This is a genomic window from Rubritalea squalenifaciens DSM 18772, assembly GCF_900141815.1.
In the GTDB taxonomy this organism is placed as follows: Bacteria; Verrucomicrobiota; Verrucomicrobiia; order Verrucomicrobiales; family Akkermansiaceae; genus Rubritalea; species Rubritalea squalenifaciens.
In genome coordinates this window covers 771642-797136 of the sequence record NZ_FQYR01000003.1, presented here as the reverse complement: position 1 = coordinate 797136, position 25495 = coordinate 771642, and the positions used below count along the sequence as shown (strand labels likewise).

General features: G+C 49.4%; 29 protein-coding genes. 20 read left to right on the top strand and 9 right to left on the bottom strand.

Annotation, left to right across the window (positions count from 1 at the left end):
* Positions 1-104 precede the first annotated feature (104 nt).
* The 8 genes from BUB27_RS08720 to glgP all read left to right on the top strand — a co-directional run bounded on the left by BUB27_RS08720 (position 105) and on the right by glgP (position 7250).
* Positions 105-509, top strand: a complete 405-nt coding sequence (locus tag BUB27_RS08720; RefSeq protein ID WP_143183424.1) for a hypothetical protein — start codon at positions 105-107, stop codon at positions 507-509.
* A gap of 82 nt (positions 510-591) precedes the next feature.
* On the top strand, positions 592-912 hold the full coding sequence (locus BUB27_RS08715; protein WP_143183423.1) for a bactofilin family protein: 321 nt from the start codon (positions 592-594) through the stop codon (positions 910-912).
* Between the two features lie 67 nt (positions 913-979).
* Positions 980-1498, top strand: coding sequence for a GtrA family protein (locus BUB27_RS08710; protein ID WP_143183422.1), 519 nt, complete (start codon positions 980-982; stop codon positions 1496-1498).
* A 36-nt stretch (positions 1499-1534) separates the two neighbouring features.
* Positions 1535-2305 carry a glycosyltransferase family 2 protein gene (locus tag BUB27_RS08705; protein WP_143183421.1) on the top strand — a complete coding sequence of 257 codons (771 nt, stop codon included), beginning with the start codon at positions 1535-1537 and terminating at the stop codon, positions 2303-2305.
* Positions 2306-2347: 42 nt separating this feature from the next.
* The gene (locus BUB27_RS08700; RefSeq protein WP_143183420.1) at positions 2348-3970 is read left to right on the top strand and encodes a hypothetical protein; all 1623 of its coding nucleotides are present in this window, start codon (positions 2348-2350) and stop codon (positions 3968-3970) included.
* Positions 3957-4418 (top strand): GAF domain-containing protein, encoded by a 462-nt coding sequence (locus BUB27_RS08695; RefSeq protein WP_143183419.1) that lies wholly within the window; start codon positions 3957-3959, stop codon positions 4416-4418. The genes BUB27_RS08700 and BUB27_RS08695 overlap by 14 nt, the downstream gene beginning before the upstream one ends.
* A 151-nt stretch (positions 4419-4569) precedes the next feature.
* Positions 4570-5463: a tyrosine recombinase gene (locus BUB27_RS08690; RefSeq protein WP_200797092.1), complete on the top strand. Its 894-nt coding sequence runs from the start codon at positions 4570-4572 to the stop codon at positions 5461-5463.
* 125 nt (positions 5464-5588) lie between these two features.
* Positions 5589-7250 (top strand): alpha-glucan family phosphorylase, encoded by a 1662-nt coding sequence (glgP, locus tag BUB27_RS08685; protein WP_143183418.1) that lies wholly within the window; start codon positions 5589-5591, stop codon positions 7248-7250.
* Between the two features lie 14 nt (positions 7251-7264).
* On the opposite strand, the gene BUB27_RS08680 is transcribed toward glgP, so the two are convergent.
* Positions 7265-8338, bottom strand: coding sequence for a mannose-1-phosphate guanylyltransferase (locus BUB27_RS08680; protein WP_143183417.1), 1074 nt, complete (start codon positions 8336-8338; stop codon positions 7265-7267).
* Positions 8339-8431: 93 nt separating this feature from the next.
* Here BUB27_RS08680 and BUB27_RS08675 point away from each other — a divergent pair, with 93 nt between their 5' ends.
* The 3 genes from BUB27_RS08675 (at position 8432) to BUB27_RS08665 (ending at position 10294) form a co-directional block, all read left to right on the top strand.
* Positions 8432-8740 (top strand): hypothetical protein, encoded by a 309-nt coding sequence (locus BUB27_RS08675; RefSeq protein ID WP_143183416.1) that lies wholly within the window; start codon positions 8432-8434, stop codon positions 8738-8740.
* A 71-nt stretch (positions 8741-8811) separates the two neighbouring features.
* Positions 8812-9699 carry an SDR family oxidoreductase gene (locus tag BUB27_RS19270; RefSeq protein WP_143183415.1) on the top strand — a complete coding sequence of 296 codons (888 nt, stop codon included), beginning with the start codon at positions 8812-8814 and terminating at the stop codon, positions 9697-9699.
* Positions 9700-9907: 208 nt separating this feature from the next.
* Entirely contained in the window at positions 9908-10294 is a 387-nt protein-coding gene (locus BUB27_RS08665) for an SH3 domain-containing protein (RefSeq protein ID WP_143183414.1), read from the top strand.
* A 78-nt stretch (positions 10295-10372) separates the two neighbouring features.
* Here the strand turns inward: BUB27_RS08665 and BUB27_RS08660 are convergent, their stop codons facing one another.
* From BUB27_RS08660 to coaD, 6 genes are all read right to left on the bottom strand, one after another.
* Positions 10373-10690 (bottom strand): hypothetical protein, encoded by a 318-nt coding sequence (locus BUB27_RS08660; protein ID WP_143183413.1) that lies wholly within the window; start codon positions 10688-10690, stop codon positions 10373-10375.
* A 43-nt stretch (positions 10691-10733) separates the two neighbouring features.
* Entirely contained in the window at positions 10734-11564 is an 831-nt protein-coding gene (locus BUB27_RS08655; protein ID WP_143183412.1) for a phytoene/squalene synthase family protein, read from the bottom strand.
* Positions 11565-11569: 5 nt separating this feature from the next.
* Positions 11570-12829 (bottom strand): signal peptidase I, encoded by a 1260-nt coding sequence (gene lepB / locus BUB27_RS08650; protein ID WP_143183411.1) that lies wholly within the window; start codon positions 12827-12829, stop codon positions 11570-11572.
* A 61-nt stretch (positions 12830-12890) separates the two neighbouring features.
* Positions 12891-14291, bottom strand: coding sequence for an efflux transporter outer membrane subunit (locus BUB27_RS08645; RefSeq protein WP_143183410.1), 1401 nt, complete (start codon positions 14289-14291; stop codon positions 12891-12893).
* 14 nt (positions 14292-14305) lie between these two features.
* A complete protein-coding gene (locus BUB27_RS08640) occupies positions 14306-15289 on the bottom strand; it encodes an AAA family ATPase (protein ID WP_143183409.1) in 984 nt (327 codons plus the stop codon).
* Positions 15290-15370: 81 nt separating this feature from the next.
* A complete protein-coding gene (coaD, locus tag BUB27_RS08635; RefSeq protein WP_143183408.1) occupies positions 15371-15859 on the bottom strand; it encodes a pantetheine-phosphate adenylyltransferase in 489 nt (162 codons plus the stop codon).
* 167 nt (positions 15860-16026) lie between these two features.
* Here coaD and BUB27_RS08630 point away from each other — a divergent pair, with 167 nt between their 5' ends.
* Genes BUB27_RS08630 through BUB27_RS08620 form a run of 3 tightly spaced genes read left to right on the top strand, consistent with a single transcriptional unit; the run spans position 16027 to position 18342 of the window.
* Positions 16027-16539: an RNA polymerase sigma factor gene (locus BUB27_RS08630; protein ID WP_159434882.1), complete on the top strand. Its 513-nt coding sequence runs from the start codon at positions 16027-16029 to the stop codon at positions 16537-16539.
* Between the two features lie 19 nt (positions 16540-16558).
* Positions 16559-17908, top strand: coding sequence for a VWA domain-containing protein (locus BUB27_RS08625; protein ID WP_143183406.1), 1350 nt, complete (start codon positions 16559-16561; stop codon positions 17906-17908).
* Between the two features lie 53 nt (positions 17909-17961).
* A complete protein-coding gene (locus BUB27_RS08620) occupies positions 17962-18342 on the top strand; it encodes a Co(2+)/Mg(2+) efflux protein ApaG (RefSeq protein WP_200797091.1) in 381 nt (126 codons plus the stop codon).
* Here the strand turns inward: BUB27_RS08620 and BUB27_RS08615 are convergent.
* Positions 18339-19136 carry a histidinol-phosphatase gene (locus tag BUB27_RS08615; RefSeq protein WP_143183405.1) on the bottom strand — a complete coding sequence of 266 codons (798 nt, stop codon included), beginning with the start codon at positions 19134-19136 and terminating at the stop codon, positions 18339-18341. The genes BUB27_RS08620 and BUB27_RS08615 overlap by 4 nt on opposite strands.
* Positions 19137-19214: 78 nt before the next feature.
* Here BUB27_RS08615 and BUB27_RS08610 point away from each other — a divergent pair, with 78 nt between their 5' ends.
* From BUB27_RS08610 to rsgA, 6 genes are read left to right on the top strand one after another with little or no spacing between them, the layout of a single operon-like run.
* Entirely contained in the window at positions 19215-19958 is a 744-nt protein-coding gene (locus BUB27_RS08610) for an alpha/beta fold hydrolase (protein ID WP_143183404.1), read from the top strand.
* A 27-nt stretch (positions 19959-19985) separates the two neighbouring features.
* Positions 19986-20801 carry a 1,4-dihydroxy-2-naphthoyl-CoA synthase gene (gene menB / locus BUB27_RS08605; protein ID WP_143183403.1) on the top strand — a complete coding sequence of 272 codons (816 nt, stop codon included), beginning with the start codon at positions 19986-19988 and terminating at the stop codon, positions 20799-20801.
* Positions 20802-20815: 14 nt separating this feature from the next.
* Positions 20816-21691: a 1,4-dihydroxy-2-naphthoate octaprenyltransferase gene (gene menA / locus BUB27_RS08600; RefSeq protein WP_143183402.1), complete on the top strand. Its 876-nt coding sequence runs from the start codon at positions 20816-20818 to the stop codon at positions 21689-21691.
* A 7-nt stretch (positions 21692-21698) separates the two neighbouring features.
* On the top strand, positions 21699-22661 hold the full coding sequence (locus tag BUB27_RS08595; protein ID WP_143183401.1) for an enolase C-terminal domain-like protein: 963 nt from the start codon (positions 21699-21701) through the stop codon (positions 22659-22661).
* Positions 22662-22663: 2 nt separating this feature from the next.
* Positions 22664-23782 (top strand): AMP-binding protein, encoded by a 1119-nt coding sequence (locus BUB27_RS08590; protein ID WP_159434881.1) that lies wholly within the window; start codon positions 22664-22666, stop codon positions 23780-23782.
* 18 nt (positions 23783-23800) lie between these two features.
* Positions 23801-24907, top strand: coding sequence for a ribosome small subunit-dependent GTPase A (rsgA, locus tag BUB27_RS08585; protein WP_143183399.1), 1107 nt, complete (start codon positions 23801-23803; stop codon positions 24905-24907).
* Here the strand turns inward: rsgA and BUB27_RS08580 are convergent.
* Positions 24904-25494 (bottom strand): riboflavin synthase, encoded by a 591-nt coding sequence (locus BUB27_RS08580; RefSeq protein ID WP_143183398.1) that lies wholly within the window; start codon positions 25492-25494, stop codon positions 24904-24906. The genes rsgA and BUB27_RS08580 overlap by 4 nt on opposite strands.
* Between the last annotated feature and the right edge of the window lies 1 nt (position 25495).

Sequence of the window (25495 nt, the reverse complement as noted above, 5' to 3'; positions counted from 1 at the left end):
ACAATAGAATTTACTCCAGGAGATGCGAGAGCATCTCCTTTTTTATGCTGCTAGGGGTAAATCTACCTTGCAGATCGAGGGGGGATGTATGACCTTCGGCGCGTATGAAAATCATCTCTAAAGATTCACCAGACTTCACTGACATTGAAGAATTGCTCGGCGAAAATCAGTCAACCATTCAAATTGATATGGTAGCAGGGCTGGAATGTGATGGGGAGGATCTTGCTAATCAGCGCGATGCTGGCGATGATGATCCTATTGCCATCCTTGAACTCGTTGCTCAGTGGAACCCAAATGTTCGTGAGGGCATCTTGGATTGGTATTACGTACGTGAGTCCGATCTTGATGAAGAAGAGCCGCCTATTGTCCATGGAGGCGCTTTGCTTGGCTTTCACTTCCAGAGTGATGAGCCTGACCTCGACGCATTGATGGATGCTGCTCTCGAAGTCTTGAATGAAGAGATTGCCTGGGCGGAATTCGTCCTCGAAGAGGAATCAGAAGAGGCCTGATGAAAGTTTTTTCATAAAAAAGCACGCGACTGAAATAATAGATTTGCTCTCTGAAGGGATCTGTGCTGATTTACGTTTAGTTATGGCAAATGCAACCAACGTTCTGGCAAGCGGAATCGAGATCACTGGTTCCATCAAGTTCTCAAATGATATGATCATTGATGGTAAAATCGAAGGTGAAATCGCTTCTGATAAAGGTAAGGTTACCATTGGTGAGAATGCTCAGATCAAAGGTGATATCAAGGCTGGCGAAGTGAAGCTTTACGGGAAAGTCGAAGGCACCATCCAATCCGATCGCTGCGAACTCAAGACTAACTCCAAGCTTGAGGGCGACATCAAAACCAAGATGCTCAGCATGGAAGAGGGTGCATCACTTTCAGGCCGCACTGAGATCGGTGGCTAATCTTGACACCAATTCAATGTTTACAGACGCAGCTGTGTGACTATACCAGCTGCGTTTTTTATGCATTATGGCCAGTGAGCGTAAACATAGCCTCTCCATTGTTCTCCCCGTCTTAGGTGAGGTGCCGCTTCAGCCTAGAATCATTTTTCAAGAGCTTAAGCTCAAAGAGGGCCCTTTGTGGGCACAGTTCTTTAAGTATGCCTTCTGCGGCGTGCTGTCGATGATCGTCCTGCTGTTGGTGGTGCAAGGGTTTCGGGTGTTTGCGCCTGAGTACATGTCTGATGATCTGCCTATTGAGGTAAAGCAAGTTAATGTGAGATGGGTTTTATTTGCAGCATTTATCCCATCCAACTTATTTGCTTATTTTACCAACCGATTCTTTGTCTTCACTCCTGGCAAGCATGACCCATGGAGAGAGCTTATGATCTTCACTCTCGTCTCAGCCATCAGTTTTTGCGGTGGGGAAGTTGGTAAAATGTGGATGATCAATGCAGGGTACCCGAACCTTGTCGCCGTCGGAGCCTTTGCTGTGAGCTCCGCTCTGGTGAACTTTATTGCTCGAAAATTCTTGGTATTCGCCCGTTAGTGTGGTGAATCTCCTTTATCCCAAAAGTCTTGATCGATGACATCTACTACTAGCACTGCAAAACCCTTAACTGTTGTTATTCCAGCTTACAATGAGGAGAAGACTGTCGCCCAAGTCATTGAGGCAGTTCTCCAGGTCGATTTGGTAGGCGAGGTGATCGTTGTCGATGACTGCTCAAAGGACAAGACTGCAGAAATCGTTTCCAAAATTTCTGAAAGTGAGCCTGCGGTTCACCTTCTTCGTCACGAAGTCAATCAGGGCAAGGGAGCTGCTCTGCGGACAGGTTTCCAAGGCGCCACGTTACCCTATGTTATTGTGCAAGACGCTGACTTGGAATACGACCCCAATGAATTTGAGCTCGTTGTAACTCCTCTGATCGAAGGGAAATGTGATGTTTGCTATGGCTCCCGCTATCTCAGAGACAATCCAAGACGCGTCCTTAGGTTCTGGCATACGATGGGTAACCGCTTTTTAACCACGCTTTCCAATATGGCGACGGATCTCTATGTGACTGACATGGAGACCTGCTACAAAGCCTTCAAGCGCGAGGTGATCCAAAATATCGAAGTGGAGGAGAATCGATTTGGGTTTGAGCCTGAGATTACCGCAAAAATTGCACGTAGGAGACTGCGCGTCATGGAAGTGGCTATTTCTTACTACCCACGCTCATTCAGTGAGGGCAAGCACATCGGCTGGAAGGATGGCGTGAGAGCGATCTATTGCATCTTTAAATATGGCATCTGGAGACGAAACAAGAATGTCATGGTTCTCGATAATAACGGCCAACTCTCTGTAGCCGAACGCTAGCATTGAGGTTTTTTACACCTCTAAACCACACACCCTAGCGTCATGAGCAACCCTGTTGGTCAGAAAAGCCTACGCGCGATGAAACTCTCCTTTTTATGGGGGGGCTTGGCACTTGGCATCACATGGATCCTGTATCGTCTATTCAATAATACGGGATGGATTCTGGACGATGAGTTGAGTCATTATCTGTTCTCTCGCAGCGTGTGGGAGAATCATGAGCAAATCTTCAATCACTGGACTCGTCCGGGAAGAAACATGGTGCATTTTGTGGCTGCTCCGCTCGGGTTCACCGCCACGCGTTTGTACACCTTTGGCTTGGCGCTGGTATCCATCTGGATTACCGCCTTGGTAGCTAAGAAACTCAAAATTACCGCAGTATGGGCAATCCCAGTCCTGATGCTGTTTCAATCTTGGTTTCCTGAACTGTCTTATCCAGTGCTAACGCAGACTCCGTTCATGCTCTTCTGGATTCTGGGAATCTGGTTTGGTCTTAACAGGAAATACTGGCACTGGGCTGGATTCTGCTTTGGTTATCTGTCCTTAATTCGTCACGAAGGCATCCTCATCACAGGGCTCTGGGGTCTCTGGGTAACCTCCCAAGAGGGAGGCTTTGGCCGTAGATGCATTGAAGCGGTGCAGGGTCGTTGCTCAGACAAGGATGTGTTTAAGGCTCTGGGACGAGATAGCCTGTACGGACTAAGCACTGTATCAGCGATTATTTGCTATAACTTGGCTGCCTATCTCATTGAGGGTAGCAAGCCATACGAGATCTATTTTGCTCCCAAGCCAACAGACATGTATGGCAGTGGACCAATCTACCACTACGTGCCTCTGCTGATTGGTGGGGTAGGCTTATTCTCCATCATCCTCTCAGCTTGCGGCCTGCTTAAATTGAAGGGGCGCTGGGCTCAATGGAGTCTGCCGCTCCTCACCTACATCATGTATTTTGTGGTGCATTCGCTCATTTTCTGGCGAGGTGCTTTTGCCTCAGGTGGCTATTATCACTTCCTCATGCCTATGGCGCCTCTCTTTGCGCTTCTTGGAGCTCACTTTATAGGTGCCTTTTTGAAGCAGGGTCCTCAGCCTCGCTGGAAATTTGTCAGTGTTCTGGCGATTCTCTCTGCGATTATTTATCAAGGTGTCAATATGGCCCACCATCAGGTGGTCTACCAAGATTGGGAAGCGATCAATCAAGGAGACAAGGAGCAGCACTACGGCCTTGTGGCCAAGCCCATGGAAAAGGGCGAATTATCTCAGCGAGTAGTCGATGCTTCTCAGTGGGTTGCTGAGCATTACCCGGAAGACACTCTCGTGTTGGCAAGCCACGTGGCTCATCCGTTTACGCAGGGAATATGGGCAACCAAGGAGCGAGTAGACTTAGAGAACTCTCCTTTATTCAAACTTCCGCAAGGCACCGTATTTATATGGGATGCTGGATACTCAGATAATCAGAATCGCACCAAGTTCAGCTCGTTCACCGAGAGTACTGACTGGAAGCCAGTGAAGTTCTGGGACAAAGCTTATCCCAAAAAGGGAGCATCAACCGCTCGCGACAAATATGTAGTCGTCGTATTTGAGAAAGTTTCAGCACTGGACACACAAGACAAGGTCTATGAAGAGAGTGCTCCCAAGGATCAGTACGATAAAGCATATGGAGCAGAGTAAAAAGGATTTGTACCAATTGGCAGCTACTCAGCTACGCGGTCTCCTGTCAGGGGAGACAGACGTCGTCGTCAAGATGGCTTCCATTGCCTCTGTGCTACACACTACCTTTGATTACTACTATTGGACTGGTTTCTACCGCGCTCTGGATGGGGGACTTGTCATCGGGCCTTATCAGGGAACACCGGGTTGTTTGAGAATTGCTTTCGGAAAAGGAGTCTGCGGTAAGGCTGCTGAAACCAAGGAGATACAGGTAGTGGCGGATGTGCACACCTTTCCAGGTCACATTGCTTGTGATGCGCGCTCTCGGAGCGAAATCGTGGTTCCAGTGCTCGATCAAAACGGGAATCTCTTGGCTGTGTTTGATGTAGATTCTACCGAGTTAGCCTCATTCGATGAGCAAGACGCCAAAGGTCTGAGGGATATTTTAGCTGAGCATTTCAGCGCTTGATCTGATTCCTCCAAGAGAACTGCTAGAAAACCAGAGTGGCCAGATGACTAGATTGGAGGCAGTTTTTATTCTGGATGGACGGCACCTCTCCATTGTTGATAGCATGTGAGCCTGGCTCAGGGAGCCAGCGGATCGTAGGCCCTATTGACCCATGAGTGACATCAGACAACACATATCTGGGTTTCTTCTCTATCTGGCTACAGAGAGGGGGCTTTCACAGGCCTATCAGGATTCCGTCCGCCAAAGCTTGGAGGGGCTTGATCTCTGGCTGAACGACAAAGGCCTCTCTCTGTATGACTTGGGAACCCAGGAGTTATCTAACTATCTTGGCTTCAGAAAAAATGAGGGGTTGGGGAATTCGTCTCTTCGCATACTAACGGTGCATTTGAAGATATTTTCGCGTTTCCTCGCTTCGCGTGGCGTCTTGGTGGCAGATATTGCTGAGCCTTTGTTGTCGCCAAAGGTGGAGAAGTCGCTACCAGATTCACTGGATGCGAATATGGTCAAAGGCATGCTCGAATCAGTTGATCTCAATAAACGCTTGGGCAAGCGTGACAGGGCCATTCTGGAGTTGTTTTATGCCTCTGGTTTGCGGCTGTCTGAATTATGCACGGCTAGACTTGAAAATTTAGATATGGATGAAGCGTTCATTCGAGTCACCGGCAAAGGTAACAAAACAAGGGTGGTGCCCGTGGGGAAGACCGCCATGGATTGCGTACAGTCCTACCTTCGTCTGGAGAGACCGCAGCTTGTTGGCCCAAAGACATCCTCACATATCTTCATCTCTGTGCGTGGTGGGCCGCTCAGTCCTGATAGAGTAAGAGATATTGTAAAGGAAAGGGCTAAGAATGCAGGTATTGAAACGAACCTATACCCCCATTTGCTCCGCCATTCATTTGCGACTCACTTACTCGAGAATGGTGCTGACCTCCGCGTGATTCAGGAGATGCTTGGTCACGCGGATATTTCTACGACTCAGATCTACACGCATGTTGATCAAAAGCGGCTGAAGAATATTCATAACCGCTTTCATCCACGAGGTTGAGAAGTGAAGATATTGCTACGTATTGCACCTATTCAGATAAAGAAGGTCTGGCATATAAATGGTTTTTGACCAATGCGTAGTATCAAGCTAACTATAGTCTAATTGCATACCCCTCAGCCTATACCATGAGCTATTTACCCAAGCCCTATCAGCCACATTACAAGATAGCTTCTAGCTACAAGAAAAGTGTTGCCTACTTCTCCATGGAGTTTGCCTTGGATCAGGTGTTGAAGATTTATTCTGGAGGTCTTGGGTTTTTGGCTGGATCACACATGCGCAGTGCTCATGACCTGAAACAGAATGTGGCAGGGATTGGTATCCTGTGGTCCTATGGCTATTACAATCAAGTACGTTCAGAGAGCCGGGGGATGGCGGTAGCTCACAGGAGAAAGGTCTATCATTTCCTGAAGGATACCGGCATTAAGTTCACCATACCCGTACATGGTCACCATGTCTGGGTGAAGGCGTATTATCTTCCATCAGAAACTTTTGGTACGGCGCCGATGTTTTTTCTGACGACAGATATTGAAGAGAATGACCACATTTCTAGAACTATCTCGTATAGGCTTTATGATGCAGATGAGTTAACTAGGATTGCTCAGTATATACTTCTTGGAGTGGGAGGTGCCAAGCTGCTAGAGGAATTGGGAGTGGACCCTGATGTTTGGCACCTCAATGAGGCTCACGCCTTGTCATCGGTCTTCTATGAGCTCAAGAAAGGTGGCTCACTCAAATCCGTGCGCAAGAAATTTGTATTCACGACTCATACCCCAGTAGAAGCAGGGAATGAGAAGACATCCTACGATTTACTCAAGAAGTTCACCTTCTTCTCCGGATTGGATGATCATACGCTCAAGAAGGTTACAGGGATTCATGGCGACACCTTTAATCATACATTGGTAGCCTTGCGTGTGAGCAAGTTGGCTAATGCCGTATCGGAGCTTCATGGGCATGTAGCTCGTGCGATGTGGAAGGATGCGAAAGGTGTCTGCGAAATTTCCCATGTTACCAATGCGCAGAATAAGAAGTACTGGGTGGACGCCAAGCTCGAGGCCGCAAGGTTGGAAGGAGATTATCCAGCCATCGCCTCACGCAAATGGAGACTGAAAGCGAAGTTGTTTGATGAAGTGGCTAATCAGACGGGGCGTCTGTTTGACCCTGATGTCTTCACTATTGTATGGGCAAGAAGGTTTGCGGGCTACAAAAGGGCTGACCTAATAACCAGAGATCTTGAGAGCTTCGTGAAGATGTTAGAGAGGGCTAACAAGCCAGTTCAAGTGATCTGGGCGGGCAAGCCGTTCCCGACAGACCAAGGAGCGGTGAATCAATTTAATCGTCTTTGCGAGCTATCAAACCACCATAAAAACATGGCGGTACTTGTTGGTTATGAGTTGTCTCTTTCGAAATTACTCAAGGATGGCTCTGATGTGTGGCTCAATAATCCGATTGTTACGCGAGAGGCCTCAGGAACCTCTGGTATGTCTGCTGCCATGAATGGGAGTGTCAATTGCTCTACCTATGACGGCTGGATTTGTGAGTTTGCTGACCACGGGCACAATGCATTTATTATTCCAGAAGCCGACCGCAGCCTTACAGATGAAGCTCGTGACCACCATGATATGCGGGGGTTCTACCAAATCTTGAATACAGAAATGCTACCCATGTATTATGACCAGCCCGACCAATGGTGGAAACTGGTGCATAATAGCATGAGTGACGTGGTCCCATTCTTCGACTCAGACCGCATGGCTGATGAGTACTACAAGAAGATCTACCTCGCGAAATAGATCGTAGCTACCTACTACTTGAGTTCCGGTGGGAGCTTGGAGACGATTTTTTTGATATCGTCGGCCTGATGCTTATTGGCGATCAAGATGGAGTCATCCGTCTCAACAACGATGAGGTCGTCAACACCCAGCAGGGCAATCTTCTTCTCTTTGTTCTTTGTGAACACGATGTTGTTTTGGGAGTCGACCTCGATGAGTTCTGTATTCGTTCGGTTGGCCTGTTCGTCTTCGTTCAGGTATTTGGCAACGGAGATCCAGGAGCCAACGTCGTCCCAGTCAAAGGAAGCTTCAATGTTGAGCACTCGTGAGGCTTTTTCCATCAGAGCGTAATCGATGGAGATAGGGGTGAGGCTAGGAAATTGTGCAGCGACTGTCGCATTGATGTCACTGGAGTTTCTCAATTCTCCGATAAATTTTGCGAGTTCCGGAGTGTGCTCAGAGAGTTCTTGGATGACCGTCGGAATCGACCAAATAAACATACCTGCGTTCCAGGCGAAATTGCCTTGGGCGATGAATTGTTCAGCAAGCTGAGGGTTTGGTTTTTCACGGAAGCGAATCACCTCGAACGGAGGGTTTTCAAGCGCAGACTCAGCACCTTGGAAGCGTTGGCCTCGCTCAATATAGCCGAAAGATGGGCAGGCCCAGGTGGGCTTGATGCCGATGGTGAGTAGTGCGTGATTGTTCTGTGCGGTTGTCACGGCATCGCTGAGGACGTTTTGAAAGGAGTCCACGTCCTGAATCAGCTGATCAGCGGGCAAGACAACCATGGTGGCCTCGGGATCACGTGCAGCAACCAAACCAATGCCCAGAGCAACGGCCGGGGCGGTGTCACGCTTGGCGGGCTCTGCAAAAATATTCTCAGCAGGTAGTTCGCTGGCAACTTGGCGAACCGCGTCAATCTGCAGCTCATTCGTGAGGATCAGGATGTTTTCTTTAGGAATCAGGCCTTCTAGGCGGCTGATCGTCTGATTCAGTAAGGTGTTGTCTCCAAAAAGATTGAGAAGCTGCTTAGGTCTGGAATCACGAGAAAGTGGCCAGAAGCGTGTGCCGCTTCCGCCTGCGAGAATCAGTGCATAGGTGTTTGCCATGAGCTAGGAGTATCAGGCATGAATCCTAGGAAAAGTCATAATGAGCCAGATTTGAGCTTTTTTTATTGGCTAGTCTGAGGTTAAGTTTCCTTTATGGAATACGGACACTCCGAGTCACCTAAAAACTGGATGGATAAATCTTCTGCAGCAGCTCCGACTCTTCTGGGTTTGGCAGCTGGGATCTTGGTTGGCGACATGATGCACCGCGGCGCTCGTCGCCCTATCGCATTTTCCCTCGCATGCCTTGGCGTGGCAGCCTTGACTCCTACAGTTGTTGATGCCGTCAAAAACAAAGTAGCAGGTCCGAACACCAAGCGTGGTAGCCGTAGAACTCTTGAAGGCATTCGTGATGCTGGTGTATCGGCAGAAGACGAATTCGGTGAGGAAATGTATATCGGTTAATAGCCAGCATAAGATTTCATGAGGCGTCCATAGCTCCATATGAGCATGGGCGCTTTTTATTTTGATTAGGCATGAAGTATCTAGTAATTGGCGCAAAGGGCTTGTTAGGTGAAGCGTTCACCAGACTATTAAAAGAGAGCCAGTGTGATGTCCGCTCACTGAGTCGGGATGAGGTAGATTTGGCCGATGGGACTCATCTTGCGCGTCACCTCCGAAATTGTGAATTTGACGTCCTCCTGAACTGCGCAGGAATGACAGGTCTTGAGCAGTGTTTGAATCAGCCTGATCTAGCTACCAGCATTAATGCGAAGGCTCCACAAATCATGGCTGAGGAATGCGCGTCCCGATCAGCCAAGATGGTGCACTTTAGTACGGACTATGTCTTTGATGGGGAGCAGGAAGGATGGTGTGACGAAAGCTCAGGCACGAACCCTATCAATCATTACGGTGTTACAAAATTAGAGGGTGAGTGCGCAGTTATGCATGCGCACCCTAGTGCCATCGTTGCCAGAGTGAGTTGGATATTTGGACCGGGCAGGAAGACCTTTGTTGACCAGGTTCTCCGGCAGATGACTGCTGAGGACTGGCCGGGCACCTACATCTCAGATAAATACTCAGTGCCAAATTATTCTGACGATCTAGTGAAAATGTGTACACATTTGTTAGCTGAGGGTTTTTCTGGCCTGGTACACCTAACTAGCACTGGACCACAAGTGAGCTGGTTACAGTATGCACAAGAGGTAATAAGTGCAGCTGAGGAACTGGGCCTAGTTTCGGCAAAAATCAGTGCTCCAAGATCGAGCAAAATGGTAGATATTGAAGCTTTTAGGGCGCGGCGACCCAGGTGGACTGCTATGCGCTCCACCCGCCTAGTATCGTCAGGATTAGAAGTCCCTGATTGGCGGGTCGGTCTCAGATCCTATTTGAAGGGGCTAAAACGAGTGGAAGGAAACCGTTGACCAACCTTAGAAATCAACGCATTATACTAGTATGCGTCTTTCGAGCTTTTTACTCTATTTAGGTCCTATCACAGCTTGTGTTAGTTGCGGGAAATTGAATCAACCTCTTGAGGGTGGATCAGGGATTAACCCCTTAGACTTGGCCGGTGGATCAAGTTTTACGTCGAGCACACCATCTAGTGGAGATGCCGACATCAATGGTGGTTTAATGGCTGGAGATTATGTGGAAACTTCACTTCCCAATACGGCCTTTTATGCAAGCAAGCCAGGGCCTAGCACGAAACCCAAGGGAGTTTTAGCGCAGGGGGTTGTGCTTAAGGTGCTCACTCCAGAAGGTAACTTCATTCAAGTTCAAGCCATGACGGGTGAAGTAGGTTACGTATCGAACGCAGCCGTTGTGCCTCAGGGGATGTTGACGGCTAACGTGCCTCTGGCTCCAGGTGCTCCACCTGTTGTAGAGCCTGAATCGCCAGAAGATGAGCCTGCTCCTGATCCTGAAATCCCTGGCATTCAACCACCTGACGAAGCGCCAGACGTGTCTCCTCCAGATGACACTCCAGCCCCTGAACCGGAAATCCCGGGTATTCAGGAATAGCATTTGCAGAGATACGAGCTGTAAAAAGTAAAAGGCCACTATTTCGAGTGGCCTTTTTTGTTTGATTGAAAAATCGGTTTAGTTTGCTGCTGCTTTACGAGCAGGCGGCTCTGGGATGCGGAAGATTTTGGCGGTCTTCATGATAGGTTTGCCTGTAGTCGGATCCACATCCGCAGTCGAGGGGTCTCTTGCCAAGTGCCCGGAAGTCATGCCTTTCACATTCATAATGTTATGTGGCTTATAAGGGCTGATAACGTAGCCGTTTTTATGATAATATCCCATCGGATAGTTGTCGTCGAAATCAACGGCAGAATCAACGATGCCATTGGGTGCGGAGCAAGATGAGATTAACAGGGATAAAGCAGCTGCGGCACAGAGGGTGAATGTGGCTTTCATGTCTAATGTCTTAACTTTTGGGGGTGAGAACGGCCAGACTTTTTTAGCCGATGCCACCAAAGGTGGTGAGTAGTGACCAGATTTTTCTGGGCTTGGAGAGTGTGTAGCGTTTCTCAAACACGTTGAAGTGATCACCACGCATTTTAACGAGGATCGCGTGGTAGATCTTACGCATGGCTTCAGCGGATTTCAGGGCTGATTTGTCGTCAGGGTGAAGACTGTCGACAGCTTCCTGATAGAAAGCCTCAGCACGATCTGCAATGTAGTTCATCATGGAGATGAACCTACCATCATAAACGCGGCCAATGAGGTCACGCTCAGTATACTGGAAGCGTATCATGTCATTTTCCGGCAAATAGACCCGCACATTGTCGTCGAGATCTTCACCCACATCACGAAGGATATTCGTAAGTTGGAGGGCGTGGCCTAGAGCTACGGCGTAGTCTTCTGATTTTTTGTGTTTGCAGCCAAAAATCTTAATCGAGATGAGGCCTACACAGCAAGCTACCCGGTAGGTGTACTTTTCCAGTTCTTCCCAAGAACCAAACCGACGGTTGGGATTTAGATCGGATTCGCAGCCTGCAATGAGCTCAAGGAACAGCTGGTTATCGATTGCATAGCGATCCCTGATCTCCAGCATATCTTGCTGCAATGCATCAAGATTCTCAGGAGGAGAGGTGAAACAGGCTTTCCACGACTCTAAGCCAGCAATTTTGTCGTCTTTAGGGATATCGGGATCATCGGCCAGATCATCAATCACCCGGCAGAAAGCATAAAAGGTCACCATGTCTGCTCGTCTGTCTCGAGGCAGGCAGGCAAAGGCGAAAGCCAAATTGGACTTGGCTTTCTTGGTGATTTCACTGGCTTCAGACATAGGTCTTATTTGATAATTCCCCAATGCCCTGAACCGAATGGCCAGAGTGAGAATAGGGCAGGGCCAAGCACGTTAAATTCTTTCACTGTGCCCCAATCGCGTGAATCTGATGAGTTTTGTGAGTTGTCCCCCATGGCCCAGTACTCAGAGAGTCCTGTTGATGGTTTGTAGGCCAGTTTGACAGCATTCTCGCTTCCACGTTTGAGGCGATCCATCGTGGAGTACCCGTCGTAGTAGCCCTCTTTGGACTCGACTCTCAGCACCCCAGGTGCGGTCATTTTCTTACCGTTCCGGTATATTTGCGTATCGTAGTAGATGCTTCTTCCAGAAGGGATTTCTTTCTTAGGCATGCCGTTGTACGGGTTCATGCGAGTCTCTCCGCCCTCAAGTGCAATAGTGTCTCCCGGCACCCCAATGAGGCGCTTGATGTAGTGAGAACCGTAACCCGGCTTATCCCGAATTTCTCTGATCTTGCGAGTATCGAATACGAAAACTTCCCCGGCCTTAGGAGAGCGGAAGTGATAGGAAAACTTGTCGACGAGGACTAGGTCACCTGAGCTCACGTAACCCTCGGCAACCGTGAAATTTGCTGGAAGCGTGGTCTGCATCAAAACTTTCATGAAGTTTTCGTCGTCCTCTGGTGCCAACTTAATGCCTGCTAGTTTTGTGATCTCATCTCTGTTCATCACATCAATCAGTGCGCGAGCTGAGCCGGGCACCGTTTCAGTACGTCCGCTGCTGAATACAATCTTTGTACGCGTAAAGAAATGGAGTGCCTGATATTCCTTGAGGTCGACAATTTTGTCTTCTTTGTCAGTTTTTACTGAAATGTAGTCGCGACCATGTGTCGCGATTTGTGCAATACGAATAGGGTAGGCTGGCCACTTGTCTTGTGATAGCTCCTCACCAATAAAGCCGTTGAGTGTAGGCTTCATGGAATTCGTGGGGATCCGGAAAGGCTGGAGATAATAAGTTCTCAGGCCAAGGGCGATCACAATGGCTACAAAAAAGACCTCGACGTTTTCAGTGAGTGCGTCTGGACCCTTGTAGCGGGGCAGGGCGTTTTCACAGGTGGCCTGTAGCTGTTTTCCGGCTTCAAGAGCGGCCTCCTTGTCCTTGCCCTTGATGGCCTTCTTGAGGTCCAAGCGGCGAGCTTCGATCTCAGAGATTCGGTCTTCCTTGAGGAGGTCTCTCTTGTAGTGAAGAAACTTCTTGGAGCCCTTGTGAAGCATCTTGGCTTCCTTTTTCCATTTTGGAGTGAACATAACTGATGCGTGGAGATTGGTGGATGGCCGGAGTGATTGCGAGGAAAACTTTAAAGCCTGTTTACTTGGATTCGGTGTGGAAGTCTCCTCCGAGAGCTAGGTGTAGGTCTATCCTGTTCTGGATGCGCCTGTTACGGAGGGCGATGAGTGATGCGCGAGCGTTATTGGCTCTCCGTTGTGATTCCAGGATTTCGAGAATTCCCGAGTCGTCAACCCCCTCGGAGTAGTCGAGCTCTGCTGATCTCTCAGCTAGTGTAGCTTGCTTTACTTCCACAAGAAGAAACTCCTCTTGCTCTTTGAGTGAGCGCTCGGCTTCGAGCGCGTCCTCTACCTCTCTAAATGCAGCGATAGCCCTGGTGCTGAAATCATGAATGGACGCCCTGTTTCTATCAAGAGCTGCACGGGCATTTGCCTTGAGTTCACCGCCTTGATAGACTGTCTGGGCGAGGGAGGCAGCCACGCTGGAGGCGATATATTGCGGGTTAAAAATGTCGCCGAAGCGTCGAGATGAAGTCGAAGCTCTACTTGTTAGGCTGATTGATGGCAACAGATTCTTTTGGCTGGCATCAGCGATTTTGGCGGACTGAAAAACCTGATACTGAGCAGCAGCCAGATCCGGACGCCTTAGGAGAAGTGAAGCTGGGATGTCGGATGGAATATTCTCCCTCATCTTGGGGAGCTCCTTGGCGCCTTTGACGAGTCCAGCTGGATAGCGGCCGACCAATTGCTCTAACTGTCGCGCAGCTTGGTTTCTATCCTGTAGTCTAGAAGATACTGAGCGTTGGGCAGAAGCCACGTTGTTACGGCTTAACTGAACAGCTAAAGCCCGTGTGCCGGGGACACCCGCCTTGTAGTTGCGCTCTACGATGGAGTTGTTCTTCTGGAAGCTGGCTAGTGTCACGCGCGCCAGCTCTAGCTGACTTTCAGCAGAAATCAGGTTACACCAAGCCTTGGCGGTATTGGCAGCAAGTGAGAGGCGTGCTGCACGGTAGTCTTCAACTGAAGCTAAATAGCCGGCATAGTTTGCCTGTTGTAAATCTCTTAGCCTCCCCCAGATATCAGGTTCCCAGGATGCATTGAGTGAAAGGTTGTAGCTCGATGAAGTCACCGATGGGCCCGGCTCGTTTGGACTTCTAGAGCGTGAGCCGGATGACGAGGCTGAAACACGGGGTAATAGGTCCGCATAGGCTCCGATGGTTCCTTCCCTGGTCGCTCTGAGTCTTGCAGCACTGGCATTGAGCGATGGGTTGTTGGAGACGGCTTCGTAGACGAATTTCTTCATCTCTTTTGAATCGAAGTCACTGAGCCAACCTGTCGAGATTTTTCCATGCTGCCCTTTGGAGACGGCATGCCAATTGCCTGGAGTTTTGATAGATACACTATCTTGACTCTTAGTCTTTACGAGCCCTGAACACGCAGTGAGGGCCACTGATAGAGAGGATATAGTCAGTACTCTAAGCATGGGTCGGAGATCAGTTAGGGGACAACAACGCGTTGGAGGATACGTTCAACAATAGTGTCGTTGCTGATGGATTCTGCCTCAGCCTCATAGCTTGGCAGAATTCTATGGCGGAAAATATTCAGTGCGAGATCTTTGACGTCCTGAGGAGTGACGAAGGCGCGACCCTGCATGAAAGCACGGGCTCTGGCTGCCAATGCCATGTTGATCGTGGCGCGTGGTGAGGCTCCTGCGCGAATCAGTGGAGCCAGTGACGTATCTACCTTGCCAGGCTGTCTTGTGCAGTGCACTAGCTCTACAATGTACTCTCTTACGGCCGGGTCGATGTAGATTTCGTTCACAAGTTTACGGCTTTTGGACACCGTCTCCGTATCAACAACCGCAGATGTGGAAGGGGCTTTCTCGGAGGTCGCCATTCTGTCGAGAATGGAGAGTTCTTCTTCCTTGCTAGGATAACCAACGGTGACCTTAAGCAGGAAACGGTCCAGCTGAGCCTCAGGGAGGGTATAAGTGCCCTCTTGATCGATCGGGTTCTGTGTAGCGAGAACTAGGAAGGGATCCGGCAGGGGGTAGGTCTTATCGCCAATGGTGACCTGTCTCTCCTGCATGGCTTCCAATAGAGCAGACTGGACTTTTGCTGGGGCACGGTTGATTTCATCAGCGAGAATAAGATTGCTGAAAATCGGACCCAGCTTGGCAGAAAAGCTCGTTTCCTGGGGGTTGTAGATCATCGTGCCGACTAGGTCTGCTGGTAGCAGGTCAGGGGTAAACTGGAGCCGTGCGAAATCTGCCTGCATACAGCCGGCTAGAGATTTGATGGCGAGAGTTTTTGCGAGACCCGGAACACCCTCAAGGAGAATATGGCCATTGGTGAGGAGGCCAACTAACAGTGAGTCAATAAGTTCACTTTGCCCGACAAGGACCTTTGCCATTTCTTGTTTTACACGGCTGATCCATGTGTAATTTTCTTCAACTGCGGCTGAGAGTGTTTCGTGATCCATGAATTATTTGCGGCTATATCCTGTAGCTAGAAGCGTTACTGTGTGCACTATACGTGCAAATCTGGTGAATGTTAGGAATTTTTAACTAACTCTATCCTGAAGTTTCTCCATGACGGGGGCGGGAACATAGCGTCGAACAATGGATTCCCAGCCTTTAGGACCGGTGAGTCCCTTAATCATACTTGATGAGAGCTCGGCAATATCACGTGGGGGCATGAGGAAGGTAGTGGTGATATCTGGAGCCATGTCGTAATTGATGTGTCTCATGACTCTTTCATATTCGTAATCGTCCGATGACCTGATCCCGCGGAGGATGTACTGGGCATCAACTTCCTTTGCATAATCCACCAAATAGCGGTTGTCAAAATTGGCGATAGTGAGTCTCTCGCAGGAGGGGAGGGAATCACGCAAAAGCTCCATTCGCTCTTCGACCGTGAAAGTATATGTCTTTGCAGGATTAGAGCCGATGGCGACAACCAGCCTGTCGAACAATTCAAGCCCGCGCTCAATCATCCACAGGTGTCCATTCGTCGGAGGATCAAAGGATCCAGCATATACAGCTGTTCGCATGCCCTCTGTTTGGGCTAAAATCGTAATTTTGTCAGTAGTGAATCTTGTGAGGTCAAATTAAGGGGGTAGAAAATAATCTAAAAAATCTTAACTAGGTGCTAAGAAAGTCTTGGTTTAATCGTTTTTGCAGGTGAATAGTCCTTCCGATGGACAGCCACGAGCTAGCTATGATTACAACGCCTGAACAATTGGTAGAGCATGCACTCAGCCAATATGAGTCCCCGCTTATCGGGTACGCGATCGGCATTGTTCATGATCATGACAGGGCCCGGGATGTCGTCCAGGACACCTTTATCCGCCTGTACCAGCAGGATGTGGAAAAGGTGAAGGAGGGCCTAAAAAGCTGGTTGTTTACCGTGTGTCGCAACCGGGCGCTCGACGTGCTTCGTAAGGAGAAGCGTATGATAAGTGTGGATGACGAAGCGTTTTCCCGCGAGGAGAGTAGCGAACCCGGACCGGACACAAGGATCGATCAGCAAGAGAGAGTGAACCAGGTCATGCAGTATCTCGGACAACTTAGCGAGAATCAGCAGCAGGTCATTCGCATGAAATACGAACAAGGACTGAGCTACCAAGAAATCAGCGAGGCGACTGGCCTCACAACGGGAAACGTAGGTTTCCTGCTTCACAAAGGACTGAAGAAGCTGAAGGAACTCGTCCCCTCAGACATTTTAAATTGATTACCATATCCCCTAAGACATGAAAATCGACGAAAACGACCCGCGCTTGACGGCATACGCCTTCGGAGAGCTTCCTCAAAAGGAAGCCGAGGCCGTGCGCCTGGCGATCAAGAGCAAGCCGGAGCTAAGAAAGTACGTCAATGAGCTTGTCGCTTTGAATGATTTGCTGGCGTCAGGCTTTGGCTCCAATGATTCGCTCAAATTGCATCCTGATCAGCGCGCAGCGATTCACCAAGCGGGTAAGGTTCCCGTAGCGGACAATATTACCTCGATGCGCCAGTCTGCGTGGAAGCGTCCACTTACCGTTATTCTTTCCGCAGCAGCTGTGCTGACAGCTTGCTTCGTGATTTTGAACAATGCATTGATTCATGACGACAACATGGACCTTGTGGACGTTCAAACCATTGAAGACATCCCTGCATCCGACCTAGTAGCCCGCGTCTCTGAGAATCCGAGTGACTGGACCGAGAATGAGCAATCCAAGCCAGCTGAAGTTACTTCATCCCAGCCTTCTTCAGAGGGCGAGGCTATGACTGTTGCGAGAGGCATGGAATTACAGCCTAGAGAGTTTCGGGATGAGATTCAAAAGCGCGCCACTGACCGCGTAAGGCACAGTGATGGTGATGAGAACCTGGAAAAACCAAATGAATGGAGAATGGTCTCTAATGACCCATCTACTCGGGTTCCACTTGTGTCAGGAAACGCGAGCTGGAAATGGGTTACTCAAGCTCTACAAGCAGGGCTTCGCCCCATCTCGCAGGATGTCAGGGTGGAGGAACTGATCAATCACTTCAGTTACGACCAGCCAAAGGACTTTATCATTGGCGGTATCGATGCTGGGGCTGAATTATTGCATAGTCCGTGGGACGAGGGTAAGTTGATTGCTCTGGTTAATCTCAGGAACAACTCTGATGAGGAGCCCATGGTGGAGGTTGGTCTTACATTCGGGCATCAAATCAACGCCTATCGACTATTAGGATACAATCAAACCTCTGCCGCCAAGGGGGTCATCGCTCCGACCATGATCAAAATGCAGTCAGGTTATGGCCAGATGGTGATGTACGAAGTGGATCCTGGCATGGAGCTCGAAGAAGGGCATAAAGCGCTTCTGGTTCATGTGAATGCGTCTGGAGTTGAGGATGCAGATCACCGGAGCTTTGGAGTTGAGTACGCAAAGAGGGACTGGCGAAATGCATCCAAGGATGTCCGTCTGGCCCTGACGATGGCAGCTTGGGCACAATGCCTGAAGTTTAATATCCCTGATGACAGAGAGGTGACATTGGAGTTGCTGGATAGTCTCAAGGAGGATGAGCTGGATGAGGAGACTCAAAAATCTCTTAATGTGATCCGGAATAGCCTGCAAAAGTAATTTAGTCTGGGATGAGAATTGCAGCATTCATTTCATCTGAGTAAGCTTCGCCCGTGAGCTATAAGTTTGGACAAATCGAGGGCGTGGAAGTGCAGCTAAATGAAGTGATGCACGTGCCTAATTTGGAATCCCCGCCAGACAAACCGCATCCATTTGTCTATTTTATCACGATTCTCAACAATTCGGATGAGGCGATAACGATCAAAGCTCGCAAGTGGGTAGTCAAAGAGACTGCTGGTGAAACTCTGGTAGTTGAAGGCAAAGGGGTGGTGGGGCAGACTCCTGAGATCATGCCTGGTGACGAGTTTTCCTACAACAGTTATCACACGGTAGCGAGTGATGCATCCGTGCAGGGAGCTTTCTTTGGAGTCACGGATTCTGGCACACGATTCTATGTGCCTATTCCGGATTTTGAGCTCACTGTGCCAGGTTAGAGAGCTTCGTATTTCCTGGAGCCCTTGTCGAAGAGAACCGTTTGTTCGTATCCCGCAGCTTTCGCTAGAGTAATTGCTTTGTCAAAGTCTCTGGCTATCTCGGATGGATGGTGCGCATCGGAAGAAATGACAAGGTCGATACCCGCATCTCTTGCCAACTCCAGGAACTCAGAGTGAGGGTACTGCTCTGCACAGGGCTTGTGCCACCCGGCGGTATTGAGCTCGATCGCCGATCCAGAGGTTGCAATGGCATCGATTACTGGCTCGTAAAATCTGCTTAAATCACCATCAGGTCTGAATCCAAATTTTTTGATCAGGTCTGGATGACCCAGTATATCAAACAGGCCACTGTCGGCCATTTGTATATAAGTGTTCCAGTATTGCTCCCAAACCAGCCCAACATCCGTATCAGCCCATTTGCCAAGCCACTTTGGATTGTCGAAATCCCATTTATCTTCAAGGTAATGGACGGAACCGATCAGGTAATCCCACTCGTATCGGTTACGGAGTTCACGCGTCCACTCCTCGCAGCCAGTAATCCAGTCACACTCCATTCCTGCTCTGACTGTTAGGCGCTCTCCAGCGTGTGCTCGAGCCCTCTCAATCCACTGTAAATAGAGTGGGAACTGTTCGTCGAGCATGCGCCAGTCATCAAATGGCTCAGGAATAAAGGGGGCGTGGTCAGAGATGCCGTATTCTGTGACTCCTGCAGCTATCGCAGCATCCACAAAGGCTTCAGGTTCACCTTCGGCGTGTTGGCAAAGTGGCGTGTGTGTGTGGTAGTCTGCTGGCATCGGGTAATAGTGTTGGGGACGTTCTGCTTGTGATTAGTGTCAGGTTCAAGTTATAAGTCCACTGATCTGCCGAAATGCATGGTGATTGAGCATTTCCTCAGAACACATCGTTCACCTAAAATTATGATTTATGCGCTACATGGAGCACTAGGGCAGGCCAGTGATTGGAATCATCTGGCAGCAGACTTAAAGGCACAAAATCAGCGGCTTGCAAAGATAGATCTATGGCAGTTTCTGGCGTGCTGCCCTATGCCTCTGAGTAAGTTTGGTGCGGCTTTCAATCGCGAGGTGCAAGATAAATCGCCAGATATCTTGGGGTATTCAATGGGTGGCAGGCTGGCGTTACATGCACTACTCGATCAACCTAAACGCTGGAGAAAGGCCGTTATTGTATCGGCACACACTGGTCTACCTTCTTCCGAGAGAAGTCAACGACAGGCGAAGGATGCTGAGTGGGCCGCAAAGGCGCTAAAAGGTCATTGGGAAGAGTTTTTGCAGGAGTGGAATGAGCAGTCTGTTCTGTCTGGGATCAGTATGCCTGACAGGAGTCAGCTCAAGAAGCGCAGGGAGGCAGTGGCCCGCTCATTCATGGACTGGAGTGTAGGAGCACAAGATGACCTGCTGCCTCGGCTCTCAGGTATAAATTGCCCTGTTTTGTGGGTCGTCGGTGAGAGGGATACGAAGTTTTTAGAAGTGGCAAAGCAGGCTGTGAGTGTACTCCAGCAGGGGGAGTTGTGTGTTGTTCCAGATTGCGGTCATCGAGTGCCTTGGGAGAAGCCAGAAATCTTTTCAGCAAAGGTGCAGGAATTTCTTGAGCAATAGAGTTAGAAGAGCGATGCTGACGGCGCTATGTGGACCACAGCTAAAGATTTCGAGGATATTCGGTATGAAACTACCGAGAATGGACAGATTGCTAAAATTACCATTAATCGTCCTGAGGTGCGTAATGCATTCAGGCCGTTGACCGTTAAAGAACTACTCCTAGCATTTCATCTCGCCCATGAAGATCCTAAGGTTGGCGTTGTCATCCTGGCTGGCGAAGGGGATATGGCATTTTGTGCAGGTGGCGACATCAAGGTGCGTGGTGATGAGGGCTACGTTGGCGATGACGGCGTCCCTCGCTTAAATATTCTTGATGTTCAGAAGGTAATTCGCTCCATGCCAAAGCCGATTGTGGCAATGGTAAGCGGATTCGCGATTGGTGGAGGACACGTTCTTCATGTGGTTTGCGATCTAACGATTGCTGCTGATAATGCCATTTTTGGTCAGACTGGGCCTAAAGTTGGCAGCTTCGATGGAGGTTTTGGCGCTAGCTACTTGGCTCGTCACGTGGGTCAGAAGAAGGCTCGTGAAATATGGTATCTCTGCCGTCAATATTCTGCCCAAGAGGCTCTGGATATGGGAATGGTGAATACAGTGGTGCCACTAGCTGATCTTGAGAAAGAAACACTCCAATGGTGCCGAGAAATGCTTCAGCACAGCCCATTGGCATTGCGCTGTCTTAAAGCTGGCTTCAATGCGGACTTGGACGGCCAAGCCGGCATTCAGGAGCTGGCTGGCAATGCCACATTGCTCTACTACATGAGCGCAGAGGCTCAGGAAGGTAGAGATGCCTGGAAAGAGAAACGCAAGCCGGACTTCGGCAAGTTTCCTCGACTGCCATAATTTGGTTTAGGTCTATGAACCTCAAGCCGTACATCCTGGCAGCCCGCCCAAAGACACTTCCGGCCGCCATTGTGCCGGTCTGGCTGGGCTGCATGCTTACATGGAAATTACTGGGGATCTTTGATCTCTGGTTGGCTTCTTGTACTCTGATGGGGGCGATCTGGATTCAGATTGCCACCAATTTCTTCAATGATGCCATTGATAATGATAAAGGTGCTGATACCGAGCATCGTCTAGGTCCGATCAGAGCAACGGCGAGCGGACTTTTGTCGAGACGGACAGTCTATCTATTCGCTGTCCTCTGCTTATTGATTAGTGGAGTGTTTGGTTATTTCCTCTATGCTCAGCGCGGATGGCCAGTAGTGGCGATAGGGATTCCATCACTGTATCTATGCTATGGTTATACTGGAGGACCAGTACCTTTGGCGTACAGGGGACTAGGAGAGATTTTTGTAATCTTCTTTTTCGGAGTGGTGGCCGTAGCGGGCACGTTCTTTATGCAGACAGGTACTTGGTCAGCGGAATCAATACTGTTAGGTCTTCAGATCGGGCTTCTTAGTGCAGTCCTTATCTCTATTAACAATCTCCGCGACGTCGATGAGGATCGATCAAATGACAAGCGAACCTTGGCTGTAAAGCTAGGCGTCAAAGGGGGGAAGATCATTATCGTGATCGAAACACTTTTGGCCTTTTTACTAGGATTAGCTTGGATCTATTTCGGGCAGGTCGAGTTGTTTATTCTTCCCTCGCTCTTCATGTTGCTTGGGGCGACAATCTGCGCTCAAGTGATTAAACGAGAGCCTGGTAGAATCTACAATAAATACCTGGCATTGGGGGGGCTGCAACTAATCCTCTTTGGAGGTTTATTTACTGCAGCTTGCCTCCTATAGTCAAATCATGCGGTCGGATATTTACATTCATCACTACGAGCTAGTCAGTCGATTTGGATTGAATAGCCGCTCTGATAGAACGCGCCACAAGGGGGTTCTGATCAAGATTGGTGACGGAGTGGGGTGCATTCACCCTTGGCGTGAGTTAGGAGATCCATCACTGGAAGAGTTGATTGAGGATTTGAGGAAGGGCAGGTTCTTCCGACCTCTCGTTAGGTCAGCTATTAAGTGTGCTATGGTGGATGGCCGTGCCAGGAGTCAAGGAGTTAGCGTTTTTGACAAGGTCGAAGTCCCAAGGAGTCATGCTACCATTGTAGGCGGATCCGAACGAATAGAGGAAGCGGTAGCTGCTGGGTTTGAGGTGGTGAAGATGAAAGCGGGTAGACGTGTAGCTGAGGAAGTAGAGCTCTTGAACGCCATGCACGAGCGCTATCCTAATCTAAGGTGGAGGCTGGATTTTAACAATGTGCTGGATGGCGGCGGCATTCGTGCATTCATTAAATCTCTCAACGAGAGCCTGCGAGTGAAAATTGATTTCTTAGAGGATCCATGCGAGGTGAATGATCGTGACTGGGCCGGGATTCGGTCACTTTACGGTATTCCGCTGGCAGTGGATCGCAAGGTTGAGGAAGCCCGAGGTCAATTCACCTACGCCATTGCAAAGCCCGCTTTAGATGACATTACACCTTTGTGTGCTAGAGCGATGATTGAAGGATGGGAGCTCGTCTTCACCAGCTACATGGACCATCCCATAGGTCAGTGTTACGCAGCGTGGTGCTCTGGGAAAGTGGAAAAAAGGTTTTATGGTCTGGAGGACCCAGTCGCAGGCTTGATGACTCATGGATTATTTGAACCTGATGCTTTTATTGAGCGCATGGGTGATCCGTCACCCCAATGGCAGTCGCCAGGTGGCACTGGTTTTGGATTTGATGATCTTCTGGAGGATGTGAAATGGGAAAAGCTGAAGTAACGATGCGACTCATTAAGGAGCTTTTATCTGATGCATTTTGGGAGTCGGACTCAAATTTAGTACTCGCAGCTGATTCACAGGCTGATGAAATCCATTCCTTAGAGTCTTGGCTTCGCGATGGAGCCGAAATGAAAGCGCATGTATTCTTCCAAACCTCAGGCTCATCCGGGTCTCCAAAATGGGTAGCAATTTCCAAGGAGGCACTACTTGCTTCAGCTCGTGCGGTTATAGGTCACACCAATCTCAAAAAGTCATGTAAATCGCTCCTTACCATACCCATATATCACGTGGGCGGCTTTGGGGTCATAGCACGATCTTACCTATCCGGCGGTAGCGTGCATCTCTGCCGGGGTAAATGGAGCGCCGAATCATTCATTAGTCAGATTGAAGAGCTGCAAGCACAATGCGCATCACTCGTTCCTGCACAGGTAGTCGACCTTGTAAGTCTTGGAAGTACAGCGCCGTCATGTATCGAGACAATTGTCGTGGGCGGAGGTCATTTGAATGATGAGATCTACCAGAAAGCCATTGAATTAGGATGGCCGCTGTTGCGCAGCTACGGCATGTCTGAAGCGTCTTCTCAAATAGCCACGGGTGATAGCGGAGACTACTGGCTCAAAATTCTTAAAGGATGGGATACATCGATAGATGATGATGGCCGGTTGCGGATTAAAGGTGAGCCGCTATTCAGCGGCTACGTGGTGCGTGAACATGAAGGTTATAGTTTCCAGTCTCCTGTAGACAGTGAGGGGTGGTTTACTACTCAAGATGAAGTATTGCTTCAGGGGGGACGATTGAAGTTTCTTCGAAGATTCGGTCGTGGTGTGAAAATTCTTGGTGAACTGGTAGATCTGCAAGTCGTAGAGGACAATCTATGTGAGTTGCTAGGCAAAGAGATTATTGTAGTTCCTATTCCCGATCAGAGAAGGGGCCTGGTATTGGTGGCCGTTAGCGAAGACTCGGCCAGCCGTTTGCCTGATCACGCGAATAGGGGCTTGTGCGCCATCAAGGAATTATTGGTGATGTCGGAATTTCCTCGGAGTCCTCTGGGGAAAATCCGCCGCGCAGACGTAGAAGAGTGGGTGAAAGGCCGATTCGCAGGTGACAAAACAACAGAATAACGCTTACTTTTCCTAAGAATGACGCTCGAAGATCTGGGATGGAATCAGGAGTTTGCCTCCGAGTTTAAACCTTTTACCAAAAAAGGGTGGGTGCCTGCGCGCTTGATTCGTGACAATAAAATTACTTACGGAGCTTTACTCGAGGGCGGTGAGGAATTGGAGGTCGTCATGGGTGGCAAGGTCTACCATGATGCGGAGAGTGATGCTGAATTGCCAGCGGTAGGTGACTGGGTGGCTCTGGATGTCGGTGGTGAGGGTGAAGATACGGTTATTCGGGCCAGGCTCTCACGCCAGACATGCTTTTCAAGAAAGGCGCCAGGCAAGAGCAGTGAGGAACAGGTGATGGCTGCCAATGTCAGCATTGTCGTTGTGGTTACCGATGCTGGAAGTGATTTCAATCCGCGTCGTATGGAGCGGTACTTCACCCTCATAGAGAGAAGCCGGGCTAAAGCGGTCGTACTTGTAAACAAGAGTGATCTATTCCCGGCCGAACTCAACGAGGAAGCTAAACTAGAGATCGAAGAGTTGTCCTCCGAGGCAGACGTCTATGTTACCAGTGCAGCGAAGAATGAAGGACTAGAAGTGCTTAAGAAGTATCTTGAGCCGGGAGTGAGTATCACCATTGTGGGCTCCAGTGGTGTGGGTAAATCGACTCTTGTCAACCAGCTCATGGGTGAAGAGTGGCAATGGACTAGTGAGGTGAATGAGCTAACCGGGAAAGGACGTCATACCACGACGGCTAGAGAGCTCATCGTACTCGAAGGTGGTGGGATCCTCATTGATAACCCTGGTATAAGAGAAGTCCAGATGTGGACAGATGAAACCACGCTGAGGGAGAGTTTTGCAGATATCGAGGAGCTGGCGTCCCATTGCAAGTTCCACGATTGTAAGCATGGCTCAGATAAAGGCTGCGCTATTTGTGCTGCAGTGGAGTCGGGTGAACTGGATGAGCGACGATACGAAAGCTACCTTAAGCTCGAAGACGAGATTGCTGAATTAAAAAGAAGACGTAAGAAGCGTCAAATGCTGACTGAACGCCGAGCTAAACGTGACCACAAGATCAAGGCCAGAAACCTTGCGGATAGGATCGATCACGAGAAGCGTGAGCGTCCCGAGCGCTACTAGGCTTTTGAACTGAGGAGCTTCTCAGTGTACTTGGCTAGCAAATCGGCTTCCAAGTTGACAGGGTCACCAAGTTTCTTGTCAGCAAGGTTAGTGTGCTCAAAGGTGTGTGGAGTGATCCAGAAGACTGCCGAGTTGTCGGTGAGCTCTGCAATCGTTAGAGAGATTCCATCTACGGCCAGAGAGCCTTTGCCGATACAATACTTGTAGATGGACTCTGGCAAACTGACTTCAAAGCGGTGGTCTTGACCGTGCTCGGATAGATCAAGAATTTCACCCGTGCCATCTACGTGGCCTTGAACAAAATGGCCACCCAATCGGTCACTAGGGCGTAGAGCACGTTCAAGGTTCACTAATGAGCCGACCTTGAGATGACCCAGTGAGGTCACCTTCAAAGTCTGGCTGAGAATATCAAAAGACGCGGTATCTTGATCGAGCGATGCCACAGTGAGGCAGCATCCATTAGTTGCCACAGAGTCGCCTAATGCCAACTCTGCGTAAAACGGCAGTTGGACGGTATAGCGGGCTTGCTCACCCAGATTCTCGATCTGGGTGATTGTGCCAGTAGATTCTACAAGACCTGTGAACATC